Origin of the sequence: Mesorhizobium ciceri biovar biserrulae WSM1271, from assembly GCF_000185905.1 — a bacterium.
Classification (GTDB): Bacteria; Pseudomonadota; Alphaproteobacteria; order Rhizobiales; family Rhizobiaceae; genus Mesorhizobium; species Mesorhizobium ciceri.
Genome location: NC_014923.1, coordinates 2612335 through 2626599, shown reverse-complemented (window position 1 = coordinate 2626599; position 14265 = coordinate 2612335). Strand labels below are relative to the sequence as shown.

At 64.0% G+C, this 14265-nt stretch carries 14 protein-coding genes and 2 pseudogenes; 4 read left to right on the top strand and 12 right to left on the bottom strand.

Features of this window, described 5'->3' with window-relative positions; genetic code table 11:
* Positions 1 to 44: 44 nt before the first annotated feature.
* From eutC to ehuR, 8 genes are all read right to left on the bottom strand, one after another.
* Positions 45 to 1037, bottom strand: a complete 993-nt coding sequence (gene eutC / locus MESCI_RS12625) for an ectoine utilization protein EutC (protein ID WP_013530332.1) — start codon at positions 1035 to 1037, stop codon at positions 45 to 47.
* Positions 1034 to 2026, bottom strand: coding sequence for a hydroxyectoine utilization dehydratase EutB (gene eutB / locus MESCI_RS12620; RefSeq protein WP_164919891.1), 993 nt, complete (start codon positions 2024 to 2026; stop codon positions 1034 to 1036). The genes eutC and eutB overlap by 4 nt, the downstream gene beginning before the upstream one ends.
* Before the next feature lie 9 nt (positions 2027 to 2035).
* Positions 2036 to 2812 (bottom strand): ectoine utilization protein EutA, encoded by a 777-nt coding sequence (gene eutA / locus MESCI_RS12615; protein ID WP_013530330.1) that lies wholly within the window; start codon positions 2810 to 2812, stop codon positions 2036 to 2038.
* A gap of 3 nt (positions 2813 to 2815) precedes the next feature.
* The gene (gene ehuD / locus MESCI_RS12610; RefSeq protein WP_013530329.1) at positions 2816 to 3475 is read right to left on the bottom strand and encodes an ectoine/hydroxyectoine ABC transporter permease subunit EhuD; all 660 of its coding nucleotides are present in this window, start codon (positions 3473 to 3475) and stop codon (positions 2816 to 2818) included.
* A 34-nt stretch (positions 3476 to 3509) separates the two neighbouring features.
* Positions 3510 to 4169 carry an ectoine/hydroxyectoine ABC transporter permease subunit EhuC gene (gene ehuC, locus MESCI_RS12605; RefSeq protein ID WP_013530328.1) on the bottom strand — a complete coding sequence of 220 codons (660 nt, stop codon included), beginning with the start codon at positions 4167 to 4169 and terminating at the stop codon, positions 3510 to 3512.
* Between the two features lie 157 nt (positions 4170 to 4326).
* Positions 4327 to 5178, bottom strand: a complete 852-nt coding sequence (gene ehuB / locus MESCI_RS12600; protein WP_013530327.1) for an ectoine/hydroxyectoine ABC transporter substrate-binding protein EhuB — start codon at positions 5176 to 5178, stop codon at positions 4327 to 4329.
* An 87-nt stretch (positions 5179 to 5265) separates the two neighbouring features.
* Positions 5266 to 6057, bottom strand: a complete 792-nt coding sequence (gene ehuA / locus MESCI_RS12595) for an ectoine/hydroxyectoine ABC transporter ATP-binding protein EhuA (RefSeq protein ID WP_013530326.1) — start codon at positions 6055 to 6057, stop codon at positions 5266 to 5268.
* Between the two features lie 126 nt (positions 6058 to 6183).
* Complete coding sequence (gene ehuR / locus MESCI_RS12590; protein ID WP_013530325.1) at positions 6184 to 7569, bottom strand: MocR-like ectoine utilization transcription factor EhuR; 1386 nt, start codon at positions 7567 to 7569, stop codon at positions 6184 to 6186.
* A gap of 81 nt (positions 7570 to 7650) precedes the next feature.
* Here ehuR and MESCI_RS12585 point away from each other — a divergent pair, with 81 nt between their 5' ends.
* From MESCI_RS12585 to MESCI_RS12570, 4 genes are all read left to right on the top strand, one after another.
* Positions 7651 to 8142, top strand: a complete 492-nt coding sequence (locus MESCI_RS12585; RefSeq protein WP_013530324.1) for an Lrp/AsnC family transcriptional regulator — start codon at positions 7651 to 7653, stop codon at positions 8140 to 8142.
* A 130-nt stretch (positions 8143 to 8272) separates the two neighbouring features.
* Complete coding sequence (locus MESCI_RS12580) at positions 8273 to 9766, top strand: NAD-dependent succinate-semialdehyde dehydrogenase (protein WP_013530323.1); 1494 nt, start codon at positions 8273 to 8275, stop codon at positions 9764 to 9766.
* 32 nt (positions 9767 to 9798) lie between these two features.
* The gene (locus tag MESCI_RS12575; protein ID WP_013530322.1) at positions 9799 to 11178 is read left to right on the top strand and encodes an aspartate aminotransferase family protein; all 1380 of its coding nucleotides are present in this window, start codon (positions 9799 to 9801) and stop codon (positions 11176 to 11178) included.
* Between the two features lie 8 nt (positions 11179 to 11186).
* On the top strand, positions 11187 to 12290 hold the full coding sequence (locus tag MESCI_RS12570) for an alcohol dehydrogenase family protein (protein ID WP_013530321.1): 1104 nt from the start codon (positions 11187 to 11189) through the stop codon (positions 12288 to 12290).
* Positions 12291 to 12302: 12 nt separating this feature from the next.
* Here MESCI_RS12570 and MESCI_RS12565 read toward each other — a convergent pair whose 3' ends face one another.
* The 4 genes and pseudogenes from MESCI_RS12565 to MESCI_RS12555 all read right to left on the bottom strand — a co-directional run.
* Positions 12303 to 13349 (bottom strand): ornithine cyclodeaminase, encoded by a 1047-nt coding sequence (locus MESCI_RS12565; protein ID WP_013530320.1) that lies wholly within the window; start codon positions 13347 to 13349, stop codon positions 12303 to 12305.
* 28 nt (positions 13350 to 13377) lie between these two features.
* The gene (locus MESCI_RS32605) at positions 13378 to 13560 is read right to left on the bottom strand and encodes a hypothetical protein (RefSeq protein WP_245268646.1); all 183 of its coding nucleotides are present in this window, start codon (positions 13558 to 13560) and stop codon (positions 13378 to 13380) included.
* Positions 13561 to 13572: 12 nt separating this feature from the next.
* Positions 13573 to 13755, bottom strand: a pseudogene (locus MESCI_RS32600) (FMN-binding negative transcriptional regulator); the annotation flags it as partial.
* Between the two features lie 28 nt (positions 13756 to 13783).
* Positions 13784 to 14152 (bottom strand): annotated as a pseudogene (locus MESCI_RS12555) (FAD-dependent oxidoreductase); the annotation flags it as partial.
* Positions 14153 to 14265 lie beyond the last annotated feature (113 nt).

The following is a 14265-nucleotide window of genomic DNA, read 5'->3' as shown; positions in this document are numbered from 1 at the left end:
CGGAAAACCGGTTCCCACTTTTCCGGATCACGCCTTGGCCAGCATCAGCTTTCGAAAATGGCCCCGGAACCGGCCACCCGCGCCCGATCGCGGGCGAACGTAGCTATCGCCGTATCCTGAACGCCGGTGCCGGTCAGATCGGCGATGGTGATGTCGCTGGCCGAGCGCCGACCATGCCGTTTACCGGCGATGATCTGGCCAAGTTCGGTCACCTCTTCCTCAGCGGCCATCACGCCCGCCGCGATGGCGTGATGCAGCTCACCCAGCCGCCGCGTCTGACGGGCGCTGTCGGCGACATAGAGATCGGCCATGCGCAGGATTGCCGGCGCGATCTCGTTCTTGTGCTCGGCGTCGGAGCCCATCGCCGTGATGTGCTGGCCGGCGGAAACGAAACCCGCCTTGATCAGCGGCTCGGTCGAAGGCGTGGTGGTGACGATGATGTCGGCGCCGACAACTGCGTTTGCCGCGTCGGGCTCGGCATGCACGAGAATGCCGAGCTTTTCGCGCAGGGCTCCGGCGGTTGCCTCGGCCTTTGCCGCGTCGCGCGCCCAGATGCGCGCCTCGGCAATCGGCCGCACCAGCATCAGGGCTTCCAATTGCAACCCGGCCTGGACGCCGGCGCCGAAGATCGCGGCAACTGACGAGTCCTGCCGCGACAGATGTTTGGCGGCGACGGCGCCGGCAGCAGCGGTTCGGATATCCGTGAGATAGCCGTTGTCGAGCAGCAGTGCTTCGACCAGGCCGGTTTTGGACGACAGCAGCACCATCATGCCGTTGACGCTGGGCAGGCCGAGCTTCGGATTGTCGAAGAAGCCGGGGCTGATCTTGATGGCGAAACCGTCGATATCAGGCACGTAGGCGGTCTTCACGTCGACCTCGCCGCGATGCTCGGGAATGTCGAGCCGCAGGATCGGCGGCATCGCCACCGGCAGGGTGGCAAGCGCACGGAAGGCGTTTTCGACGCAGGCGACTGCATCGAGATCGAGTGTCACGATCGCGCGCAATTCTTGCTCGGTGAGGATCGTCATCCGGCTCATGCGGCGTGCTCCTTGAGCGATGGCGCCTCGCCGCAGACGATCCTGCGGTGCGCGTCCATATCGATGTTGCGGCCGGAGAGAAGCACGACCACCGGCCCGTCCGACCTGACCTTGCCGGCGAGCAGCGCGGCGATGCCGACCGCGCCGGCGCCCTCGACGATTTCGCGTTCGCGCGCATAGGCGTGACGGATGCCGGCGGCGATCTCGTCCTCGCTAAGCAGGACGATATCATCGAGCAGGTCGCGGCACATGGCGAAGGTCAGCCGGTTGTCGAGGCCGATGCCGCCGCCGAGCGAATCCGCCAGCGTCGGCAATTCTTCCACCAGCACCGGGCGGCCGGCATCGAGGCTGGCCTTCATCGCTGCGCCACGCGCCATCGAGACACCGATGATCTTTGTGCCGGGGCTGACGCCTTTGATGGCCGCGGCAACGCCTGAGGCGAGCCCGCCACCCGACAACTGCACCAGGACGAGGGCGGCATCCGGGACCTGTTCGATCATCTCAAGCCCGAGCGTGCCTTGCCCGGCGACAATGTCGGGATGGTCGAAGGGCGGCAGCATAACCAGCCCCTCTTGCGCCACCAGCCGATCGACCTCCTGCTGGGCATCGTCCTGGCTGTCGCCGACGATGCGGACTTCCGCGCCCAGCCGGCGGATCTCGTCGAGCTTGTTTTCAGGCACCAGCCGCGACATGCAGATCACCGCGTGCATGCCCTCAAGCTTCGCCGCATGCGCCAGCGCGCGGCCGTGGTTGCCGGTCGAGGCCGCGACCACGCCACGCGTCTTCTCCGCGGTGCTGAGCGAAGCGACGGCATTCGAGGCGCCGCGCAGCTTGAAGCTGCCGGTGGTCTGCCGGTGTTCGAGCTTGAGGTGGATGGGGACGCCCAGCTCTTCGGAAAGATTTTGGGACAGCACGGTCGGCGTGCGCTCGACCTTGCCGGCAATGCGCTCACGCGCGGCGCGAATGTGCTCAAGAGTGACCTGTGTCATGATCATCAATCAGGCGGCAAATGGCTGCGTCATCAGACGGCCGAATTCGGGACGCGGCGTGTCATCTCCGCACAGCCGCAGACAATTCCAGGCGGTCGCCTGGTTGCTGGTCACCACGGGACGTCCAATAGTTTTTTCCATGCCGGTGACCGCGAGGGCGCTACGCAGCGCCGTGCAGGAGACGAACAGCGCATCGGCGCTGGCGTCGGTCGCCTCACGCGCCAGTTCGACGAGGGCCGCCGGTGCGATGCGCGCCATCTCGCGGTCGTCCTCGAAACCGAGGCAGGTGAAGCTGGCGATCTCGAAGCCGTGCGCCGCGAAATAGGCGGCCATCGGCCTGGATGTCTCGACCGTGTAGGGAGTGAGGATGCTGATCTTGCTTGCGCCCAGCGCACGCAGCCCGCGCACGCCCGCCATCGGCGGCGTGATTACCGGCACGTCCGGCTTTGCGACCTGGATCGCCGCCTCGATCTCGGCATCGCCGATCACCACCGAGGCCGAAGTGCAGGAATAGCAGACGGCATCGAGTGGCTCATCCGGCAGGATCAGGGCCGCGCCCGCCGTCAGCGCCGGCTGCATCTTGCGCAGGTTTTCGGGCGTTGTCGGGTTGGCATAGGGAATGCGCGCGACATAGACGCCGACGCGTTCGCTCGCCACCATGCGGCGGAAATCCGGTTCGCTGGTGTGGTCGGTGGCCAGGATGATCAGGCCGATGCGCCGCTCCAGCGGACGCGCATCCAGTGCCGGCCGTTTTGGATATACCTTGATCTCGGGCAAAGGTTTCATCGGTTACCTCTCGATCTTGCCGTAGCGGCGTTCCAGCCAGCGCAGCAACACGACCGAAAACAGACTGATGACCAGGAAGAAAGCACCGACCAGGGTGATCGGCTCGATATAGCGATAGTAGGTGTTGGCGACGCTTTTGGCCTGGTTCATCAGTTCCAGCACGGTGATCGCCGACAGCAGCGGCGTTTCCTTGAACATGGCGATAAAGTAATTGGCGAGCGCCGGAATCATCGGTGGGATAGCCTGCGGAATGATGATGTGGGTCCAGGTCTGACTGGCGCTCAAATTGCACGCCTTGGCGGCCTCCCATTGGCCGCGCGGCACATTGTCGATGCCGGCACGATACACCTCGGCCGTATAGGTGCCGTAATGCAGCCCGAGCCCGATGACACCGGCGACCAGCGGCGGCAGCAGGATGCCGATGTCGGGCAGCACGTAGAAGATGAAATAGAGCTGCACCAGCAGCGGCGTGCCGCGGATGAATTCAGCCGCCCAGCCGACCGTGCGCGACAACGCCTTGTTGGGCGAGCGGCGCGCCAGCGCAATGCCAAGCCCGACGATCGCCGCCAGCACCGAGCCGAGCAGCGTCGCCAGGATGGTGATCTTCACGCCCTGGATCAGCGTTGGCATGATTTCCCAGACGAAATTCCAATCCCATTCCATCAGTAGGCCCAATTTATCACAAGGGAGTTGGCCATCAGGCACGCACCCCGTCGAGGCCGCGCGCCATGCGTCGTTCCAGCGAGCGCACGCCCCACGAGATGAGCAGGGCGAGGATGAAATAGATGATCAGGATGGTGGTGAACGGCACCAGGGTGTTGCCGGTCTGGGCGCGCACCACCTGCGCCTGGAAGGTCAGGTCGGTGAGCGAGATCAGCGACACCACGGCGGTCGCCTTGAGCAATTCGATGGCATTGTTGCCAAAGGTCGGCAGCATCACCAGCAGCGCCTGTGGCAGGATGATGTGGCGCATGCCTTGCCAGCGGCCGAGATTGAGCGCTGTGCAGGCCTCATACTGTTCGCGGCCGATCGACTGGATGGCACCGCGCACCACTTCGGCGGCGTAGGCGCCGACATTGAGGCCGAGCGCCAGCACGCCGGCCTGCAACGGGGTCAGCGAAATGCCGATGAAGGGCAGCACGAAATAGGCCCAGAACAACTGCACGAAGATCGAGGTGCCGCGGAAGAACTCGATGTAGGCGGTGGCCAACCAACGCAGCGCAAAGAAGCGCGACACGCGCCCCATGCCGGCGAGGAAGGCCATGATCAGCGCCAGCACCGACCCCATCAGCGTCAGCTCGATGGTGACAAGCGCTCCCTGCAATATCAGGCCGAAATAGCCGGACCACTGGGTCATTCGGTTTCCAACGTTGGGTTTAGCATCTTCTCCCCGTTTACGGGGAGAAGATGCCGGCAGGCAGATGAGGGGCGGCGCGAACTTGCGAAGGTTTGGCGCCGCCCCTCATCCGTCACTTCGTGACACCTTCTCCCCGTTGAACGGGGAGAAGGAAGGATCACTTCGCCGCGCAGAGCTTGTCGCGGCTGGTCGACATCGCGGCTGCCGCCGAGAAGCCGTAGGGCTCGATGATCTTGGCGAACTCGCCCGATTTCTTCATCTTGGCCAGTTCCACATCGAAGGCGTCGCGCAGTGCCTCGTCGCCCTTCTTGAAAGCGGCGCCGTCGCAATAGACCGGTGCGCCCTGCACCGGAGCGATGACTTCGAGGTTCGGATCGTTGGCCTTCTTGACCAGATCATTGATCGACAGGACGGGTAGCGAATAAGCGTCGATGCGGCCATCCTGGAGCATCTTCACGCCACTCTGGCCATCCGGCACGACGATGACGCGATCGCGTGGCACGCCGGCATTGAGCGCGAGCTTCTCCTCGGTGCCGCCGCCCGGCGCGCCGATGGTCGCAGTCGTATCCTTGGCGACATCCTCATAGCTCTTGAAGCCCTTTGGATTGCCTTTCTTCACCAGCATCGCCTCGGCGTCGCACAGCACGGGTTCCGAATAGGCGACCGCAGCACAGCGCTCCGGCTTCATGAACAGGCCGGCGGTGACGACATCGAAGCGACCGGCCTGCAGGCCGGGGATCATGGCGCCATATTCGGAGATCGAAGCGGCAACGTCGGCGACGCCGAGCCGCTTGAATATCTCGCGGGCCACATCAGGCGCGGCACCCGAAACCTTGCCGTCGGCGGCGACCGCCGTATAGGGCGGCTCGTTGGCGATGGCGAGGCGGGCGAAACCTTGCGCCTTGAGCTGCTCGAGCTTGCTGTCATCGGCCGAACCGGGGATCGAGGCGGCCAGCACCGCCGTCAGTGCAAGACCGGCAACGCCGGCCAGAATGCCAAGTTTGTTCATTGTTCCCAACTCCTTGTTTCTTGTCTTGCTTTGTTGCATGGCGGCCCTCGCCGCCTCGGGACGACTTCGTCGCCCTGGGCATTGCGGTCAGACCCGATGTCCGGCCGCGATGATCTTCTTCAGGAAACCTTGCGTGCGCTCCTGCTTGGGATTGCGGAAAATCTCGTCCGGTTTGCCTTCTTCGACGATCCTGCCGCGATCGAAGAACAGCACCCGGTCGGCGAAATCATGGGCAAAGCCCATCTCGTGGGTGACCAGCAGCATGGTCATGTCGGTCTCGGCGGCGAGCTTGCGCATGACGTTCATCACCTCCTCGACCAGCTCTGGATCGAGCGCCGACGTCACCTCGTCGAACAGCATGATCTTCGGCGACAGCGCCAGCGCCCGAGCGATCGCCACGCGTTGCTTCTGCCCACCGGACAGCTGCGCCGGCATGTTCTTGGCCTTGTCGGCCATGCCGACCATTTCGAGCAGTTCCATCGCCCGCTTTTCGGCGGCGGCACGCGGCGTGCCCTTGGTCAGCATCGGCGCCAGCGTGACATTGTCCATGACGCACTTGTGCGGAAACAGGTTGAACAGCTGGAACACCATGCCGATCTTCTGGCGCATCCTTGTCAGATGCCGCTCATCGGCGGGCAACAGCTGGCCATTGCGCTCCATGTGATAGAGCTGCTCGCCGTCGATCTGGATATGACCGCCATCGATGCGCTCCAGCGTCATCAGGATGCGCAGGATCGTCGTCTTGCCCGAACCCGACGGGCCGATCAGTGCCAGCTTCTCGCCGGGCATGACTTGCATCGACAGGCCGTCCAGCACCTTGAAGCTGCCGAAGCTTTTCGAGATGCTGTCGATCTTGATGATGGGCGCTGATGCGGACAAATGTATTTCCCCGTGCTGGAGAAGCCTATGCCCCTTAACGATGCGGAACGCGCCAAATCATGTCAATTGGGAAAATAATATCATGACAATTATTCTGATTCCGCACAATTTCCGGGCAAACCGGACCTAGATTGCGAGCAGCAGATGCTCCGGATCGCCAAGCAGCAGCTTGGTGACAACGCCGAGGCCGGCGCGCAGTTCCCCCTCGGTGGTCGAACCCAGCGAGATACGCACCGCCGGGTGCCAGGGCGCACCCGAAATACGGAAGGATGTTCCGGGCGCGATAGCCACGCCTTGCAGGCGGGCCTGGGCGACAAAGCTTTCCTCGGCACGGTCCGCGGGCAGTTGAAGCCAGACATGCAGCCCGTCTCGCCGGGCGCGATAGTCGACCCCCGCCAGCACCTGCGCTGCAATATCCTGCCGGCGCCGCAAAGCCGCGCGCTGCCAGTGGACAAGCTCCATCGCCGTGCCGTCGGTCACCCATTTGGTGGCGATCTCGGCCACCAGCGGCGTCGCCATCCAGTTCGAAACCAGATGCCGGTTGGCGACGGCGGCGACGTAGCGGTCGGGTGCGGCCAGATAGCCGATGCGCAGGCCGGGCACGGTGATCTTGGTGAAGGAGGTGACGTAGAGCGTGCGCTCCGGCGCGAACGCGGCAACCGGCGGCGGCCGGTCTTCGACCAGCGGACCCAGCACATCGTTCTCGATGATGGCAATATCGTGCTTGCGCGCGACCGCCGCGATCTCTTCTCGCCGCCGCGCATCCATCAGCGTCGCCGTCGGATTGATGACCGAGGGCTGCACGAAGACCGCGCGGATGTCGGAAAGCCGGCAGGCCTCATCCAGCGCTTCCGGAATCAGGCCGTTGTCGTCGATCGGCAGGCCTTCCAGGTTGAAGCCGAGATAGCGTGCCAACGGCACCAGCGTATGGTGGCCGATCGCCTCCGTGGCGACCGTAGAGCCCGGCGGCGCGACGCTCATCAGCGCCACTGTCATGCCGGCGGTGGCGCCGTTGGTCAGGCTGACGTTCTGCGGCGATGCATCGAGGCCGCACAGTCTCAACCATTCGACTGCCACCGCGCGGTGGCGGGGAAACACCATGTTGGGCCGGAACGAAAGTGCTGAACTCGACGGCAGGTTCTCGGCCAGCCATCCCAGTGCCTGCTTCAGCCGCTCAAGATGCATCGGCTCGCAGACCGGTTTCAGGATCGAAAGGTCGATGACTTCACCGAGCCGCTCCGGCAGATAGGGCGGCTCGGGCTCGCGGCGCTGCGTCTGGACGAAGCTGCCGCGGCCGATCTCGCCCGAAATCAGGCCGCGCCGGATCAGTTCCTCATAGGCGCGGCTGACCGTCTGCACCGAAAGCTTGAGGTCGTCGGCCAGCCTGCGATGGGTCGGCAACCGCGCGCCATTGGCAAGGCGTCCGTCATGGATGGCGCGCGCGAACTGGTCGGCCAGCGACTGATAGGCCGGCCGCCGGATAAGCGCGGGATCGGGTTGCCACAATGTCATGACTTATTAGAGATCGAAATCAGTGCAATTGACAATCGAAATAATGCGCCGTCATGGTACTCGACGAAAAAGTGAGCCCTGATGACATCAGCGAAACTCGACCCGATCGACCTGAAAATCCTCGACGCCATCCAGCGCGACGGGCGCATCACCAAGCTGGCGCTGGCCGAGCAGGTCGGCCTGTCTCCGACGCCGTGCTGGATGCGGTTGCGCAAGCTGGAAAAGGCCGGCATCGTCTCGGGCTATCACGCCAGGATCGCCATGCGCGTCGTGGCACCCGTTGCCACCGTGCTGATGGAGGTGACGCTGGCCAACCACCGCCAGGCCGATTTCGACCGCTTCGAGCGCGTTATACGCGATGTTCCCGAGATCGTCGCCTGCTGGTCTGTCGGCGGCGGCGTCGACTATCTGTTGAAGGTAATGGCGCGCGACATCGACGCCTATCAGCGGCTGGTCGATGGCTTGCTGGACCGCGAGATCGGCATCGATCGTTACTTCACCTACATCGTCATCAAGACCGTGAAGGACGAGGTGGCGCTGCCCATCGCAGAGCTTTTGCCGGCGTCGTCATAGGAGCGGAGAGATTCTCTCGCCGGGCAACCCGATAGAGAGAGTCTCTCTACGCCAGGACTTCCAAACAGCCTCTCTATCTGCATCGGGCGGATAGTCTTCCCGCATCAGTCCGAACCGGGAGGCTTTGACCATGTCCGCGCATTTCGCCCGCTCGCATCGCCATGAAGCGCTCGACGGCCTCGCCGACCGCCGGCTGCTGCGCGAACTCGCCTATGTCGATGGCCACTGGACCGCAAGCGAGGCTGCCGAAAGCTTCGAGGTCACCGATCCGGCCACCGGCACGACCGTCGCTTTCGTCGCCGCGCTCGATGGCCGGCAGACGACAAAGGCGATCGATGCCGCGGCGCGCGCCTTCCCGGCCTGGCGGGCGCTGTTGCCGCAGGAGCGCTCGACAATTTTACGAAAATGGTTCGAGCTGATCGTCGGCGCCAAGGATGATCTGGCTCTGCTGATGACGCTTGAACAGGGCAAGCCACTGCAGGAATCACTGGGCGAGATCGACTACGCCGCCTCCTTCGTCGAATGGTATGCCGAAGAAGCAAAACGCCTGAACGCCGAGAGCGTCACCAGCCATCTCCCGAACGCCGAGATGATGGTGCGGCGCGAGCCGCTCGGCGTCGTCGGCGTCGTCACGCCGTGGAATTTTCCGTCGGCCATGCTGACCCGTAAGGCAGCCGCCGCCCTTGCCGCCGGCTGCACCATCGTCGCGCATCCGTCCTCGGAAACGCCGCTGTCGGCGCTGGCGCTGGCCGAACTTGGCGAGCGCGCCGGCCTGCCCGTGGGCGTCTTCAACATCGTCACCGGCAAGGCTTCGACGATCGTTGGCCGGATGTGCGATGATCCGCGCGTGCGTGCCATGAGCTTCACCGGCTCGACCGAGATCGGCCGGCTGATCGCCGCCCAGAGCGCGCCGACCATGAAGCGGCTGGTGATGGAGCTTGGCGGTCATGCCCCGCTGATCGTCTTTGCCGATGCAGATCTGGACAAAGCGGTTGATATCGCCATCGACGCCAAATTCGCCACGTCGGGCCAGGACTGCCTCGCCGCCAACCGCATCTACGTCCAGCGTCCGATCTACGATCGGTTCTGCGCCGCCTTCGCCAAGCGCATCGAGACGCTGCGGACCGGCAATGGCCTAGCCGAGAAGATCGACATCGGGCCGCTGATGCATGAGCGCGCCATCAAGAAGGTGGAGGAACAGATCGCCGATGCCATCGCTCACGGCGCGCGCTGCCTCACCGGCGGCAAGCGGCACCAGGCCGGCCCGCTGTTCTACCAGCCGACGCTGCTGGCCGATGTCAGTGACGAAGCGCTGATCATGCGCGAGGAGACGTTTGGCCCGGTTGCCGCCGTGACGCCGTTCGACAGCGAGGATGACGTGATTGCCCGCGCCAACGCCACCGAGTATGGCCTCGTCGCCTATGTCGTGACCGAGAATGGTGGCCGGCAGCAGCGCATGGGCCGCGCGCTCGACTACGGCATGGTCGCCATCAACCGCGTCAAGATCACCGGCGCGCCGATCCCGTTCGGCGGCGTCAAGCAATCGGGCATCGGGCGCGAAGGCTCGCGCCACGGGCTCGAAGCCTTCACCGATCTGAAGTATCTCTGTCTGGACGTCGCCTAGGTTCGTCCTGCCATCCCTAAAGGAGTCAAAAAATGCTCGACCAGTCCAACGAACTCGCCGCCTGGGATCGCGACCACTTCTTCCATCCCTCGACCCATATGGGCACGCACGCGCGGGGTGAAAGCCCGACACGCATCATGGCCGGCGGTGAAGGCGTCACCGTGTGGGACAACAATGGCAGGAAGAGCCTCGATGCCTTCGCCGGGCTCTATTGCGTCAATGTCGGCTACGGCCGCCAGAAGATCGCTGACGCCATCGCCGCCCAGGCGAAGAACCTCGCCTATTACCACGCCTATGTCGGCCACGGTACCGAGGCCTCGATCACGCTGGCCAAGATGATCATCGATCGCGCGCCGCAGGGCATGTCGCGGGTCTATTTCGGCCTCTCCGGTTCGGATGCCAACGAAACCAACATCAAGCTGATCTGGTACTACAACAACGTGCTCGGCCGGCCGGAGAAGAAGAAGATCATTTCGCGCTGGCGCGGCTATCACGGCTCGGGCGTGATGACGGGATCGCTGACCGGGCTCGACCTTTTCCACAACGCCTTCGACCTGCCGCGCGCGCCGATCCTGCACACCGAGGCACCCTACTACTTCCGCCGCGCCGACCGCTCGATGAGCGAGGAGCAGTTTTCGCAGCATTGTGCCGACAAGCTCGAGGAGATGATCCTGGCCGAAGGCCCGGAAACCGTCGCTGCCTTCATCGGCGAGCCGATCCTCGGCACTGGCGGCATCGTGCCGCCGCCGGCCGGCTATTGGGAAAAGATCCAGGCGGTGTTGAAGAAGTACGACGTGCTGCTGGTTGCCGACGAAGTGGTGACGGGCTTCGGCCGACTGGGCACCATGTTCGGCTCCGACCATTACGGCATCAAGCCGGACCTGATCACCATCGCCAAGGGCCTGACATCGGCCTATGCGCCGCTGTCGGGCGTCATCGTCGCCGACAAGATGTGGCAGGTGCTGGTTGAGGGCTCCGACAAGCTCGGTTCGCTCGGCCATGGCTGGACCTATTCGGCACATCCGATCTGCGTTGCCGCCGGCGTCGCCAATCTCGAGCTGATCGACGAGATGGATCTTGTGACAAATGCCAAGGAGACCGGCGCCTATTTCCGCGCCGAGCTGGCCAAGGCGGTCGGCGGCCACAGGAATGTTGGTGACGTCCGCGGCGACGGCATGCTGGCAGCGGTGGAATTCGTTGCCGACAAGGACGACCGGGTGTTCTTCGACGCTTCGCAGAAGATCGGACCGCAGGTGGCGACAGCGCTTGCCGCAAGCGGCGTCATCGGACGCGCCATGCCGCAGGGCGACATTCTTGGCTTCGCGCCGCCGCTCTGCCTGACCCGCGAGGAAGCCGACATCGTCGTGTCGAAGACCGCCGATGCGGTCAAGAGCGTGTTTGCCAATCTCTGAGATCGACTATGAATGCCATGACCAGAACCCTCCCCGCCACCATGGCCGCCGTGCTGCTTGTCGGGCACGGCGGGCCGGAAAAACTCGTCTACCGCAGCGATGTGAAAGTGCCCGCGCCTGCGCCAGGTGAAGTGCTGGTCAAGGTCAGCGCTTGCGGCATGAACAACACCGATGTCTGGGTGCGCCAGGGCGCCTATGGCACGGAGGAGGACGCTGCCGCCGTGTCGACATGGCGGCGCCAGGGCAACACGCTTGTTTTCCCGCGCATCCAGGGCACCGACACCGTCGGTACCATCGCCGCCGTCGGCGAAGGCGTGTCGCCGGAGCGTATCGGCGAACGGGTGATGGTCGATTTCTCCATCTACAATCGCGACGACGATTCGCTCGCCGACATCGACTATATGGGCCACGGCCGCGACGGCGGCTACGCCGAATACCAGGCCGTGCCGGCCGAGAATGCGCATGTCGTCGATACCGACATGAGCGACGTCGAACTCGCCACCTTCTGCTGCGCTTACCTGACCGGTGAACAGATGCTGGAGCGCGCCGGCTTGAAGGCCGGCGAGCGCGTGCTGGTCACCGGCGCCTCGGGCGGCGTCGGCTCCGGCATCGTACAACTGGCACGAGCGCGCGGCGCCATTCCCTATGCCGTCGTCGGCAAGGGCAAGGAACAGGCGGTGCTGGACATCGGCGCCGAGGCGGTCATCACCCGTGGCGTCGCAGACCTGCCGCAAGCCGTGATTGAAGCGACCGGCGGCCAACCGATCGACGTGGTGGCCGACCTGGTCGGCGGCGCGATCTTCAACGACCTCTTGCGTATTCTCAGGCCCGAAGGCCGCTACACGACCGCGGGCGCGATTGCCGGTCCGGTCGTGCAACTCGATCTCAGGACCATGTATCTCAAGCAGTTGCAGTTGCATGGTTCGAGCCAGGGCACGCGCGCGGATTTCCGTCGCATCGTTGGTTACATCGAGGCGAAGAAAATCCGGCCGCTGGTCGGTGGCGTCTACAAGCTCTCCGATTTCCACCATGCGCAGGCGGATTTCATTGCCAAGGATTTCGTCGGCAAGCTGGTGGTGGTGCCGGATGCCATGTGGGGTTCGGCTGGCTGAACACTCTATGCCTCAACCCTGCTGGGCCGCCCTCAACAGCATGCCGAACAGGTCGCGCGGTTCGTCGGGGTCGGCCAGCATGTCGAGTTCCTGGTAGAGGCCGGTCGAGCGCAGCTGATCCCTGACATAGCGCAGCGCCGAAAAATCCTCGATGGCGAAGCCGACCGAATCGAACAGCGTGATCTGGCCGGAATCGCGCCGGCCTTGCACGGCGCCTGACATCACCTGCCACAGCTCGATCACCTCATGATCCGGCGCAAGCTGCTGGATCTCGCCCTCGATGCGGGTCTGCGGCGGGTATTCGACGAAGATGTCTGAGCGCAGCAGGATATCGCGATGCAATTCGGTCTTGCCGGGACAGTCGCCGCCGACCGCGTTGATGTGCACGCCGGAGCCGACCATGTTGTCGGTGAGGATGGTGGCGTACTGCTTGTCGGCGGTGACGGTGGTGATGATGTCAGCCCCCTCGACTGCCTCCTGCGCGGTGCCGCAGGCGATCATGTCGAAGCCGAGACCGGCGAGATTGCGGATGCATTTTTCGGTGGCCGTGCGGTCGATATCGTAAAGCCTCAGCCTGTCGACGCCGAGCAGCGCCTTGAAGGCCACCGCCTGGAATTCGGCCTGGGCGCCGTTGCCGACCAGCGCCATGCAGCTGGAGCCGGCCGGCGCCAGATACTTGGCGGCCAGAGCCGACATCGCCGCCGTGCGCAGCGCCGTCAGGATGGTCATTTCGGACAGCAATACCGGGTAGCCATTGTGGACGTCGGCGAGCATGCCGAAGGCGGTCACGGTCTGGCGTCCCTCGCGCATGTTCTTGGGATGGCCGTTGACATATTTGAAGCCGTAGACCTCGCCGTCGCTGGTCGGCATCAGTTCGATGACACCCTCGGCGCTGTGCGAGGCGACGCGCGGCGTCTTGTCGAACAGCTCCCAGCGGCGGAAATCATCCTCGATGTAGCCGGCGAGTTCGACGAGGAAGCGTTCGACGCCGATCTTCAGCACCAGCTTCATCATATGGTCGACGCTGACGAAGGGCACGATGTTGAGATTGGGGATCATTTTTCTTTTCCTTGCCGCATGCAGGCGGTCAGTCCTGGCGATGCGCGTTGTGTGCCTTCATCATCGTTGCCAGCGCCGGATCGTTTTGCTCCAGCACCCTGATGGCTCCGCCTGTGTCGTAGTGGCGCTCATCCTGGCCCATCTTGAACTTGGCTTCGAGCCGCCCGATCGGCAGGTCAAACCCTATGATACCAGGTATGCGCCGCTCCATGCCGCCTGGTCCGAGCTCACGCGTGCGCCAGCGATCGTCGCGATCCTTCTCCAGCACATCGACAAGCTGCAGGAGATGCCGGGCGGTGCCGTGATCGTCGAGCGGCACCGGATGCCCATGACAATGCACGACGGCAAAGTTCCAGGTCGGCGCGCTGTCGCGCACCGGATTGCGCGGATACCAGGACGGCGACATTGTCCAGCGCAAAGCCCGGTGCGGCATCGGCAAAGGCCTGCGGCGACAATGTCTCGATGCGCGCGCCCTCGCCGCGGATGCGTTCGGCTGCCGACGTCCAGCTCGCCTTGTTGTCGTTGCCGCAGACCCACATCATGCCGATTTCGGTGACAAAGGATCCTTCGCCAGCGATTTCGGGCAGCGACACCAGGATCTCTCGGCCACGGATGGATAGCTGCGACAGTTCCGGCATCAGGTAGAAGGCGTGCAGCAGCGCCGACGATTTGCCCGACGGGCCGCCGGCGGGATGGGTCTGCTCGACCAGCGTGACCTTCACACCGGCTTTGGCCAGATCATAAGCCGCGCTCGATCCGACAATACCGGCACCGACGACGATGACGTCGCTTCCATTTCGCATGGCTGTTCCCCACAGTCTCTTGGCTGCTTTTCGACAAGGTAGGGCCAGCGATCGCGCAATGTCAATATCTCTTCATTGTTGACCGAGATTTAAATCTCTGTAATAAACTCGAC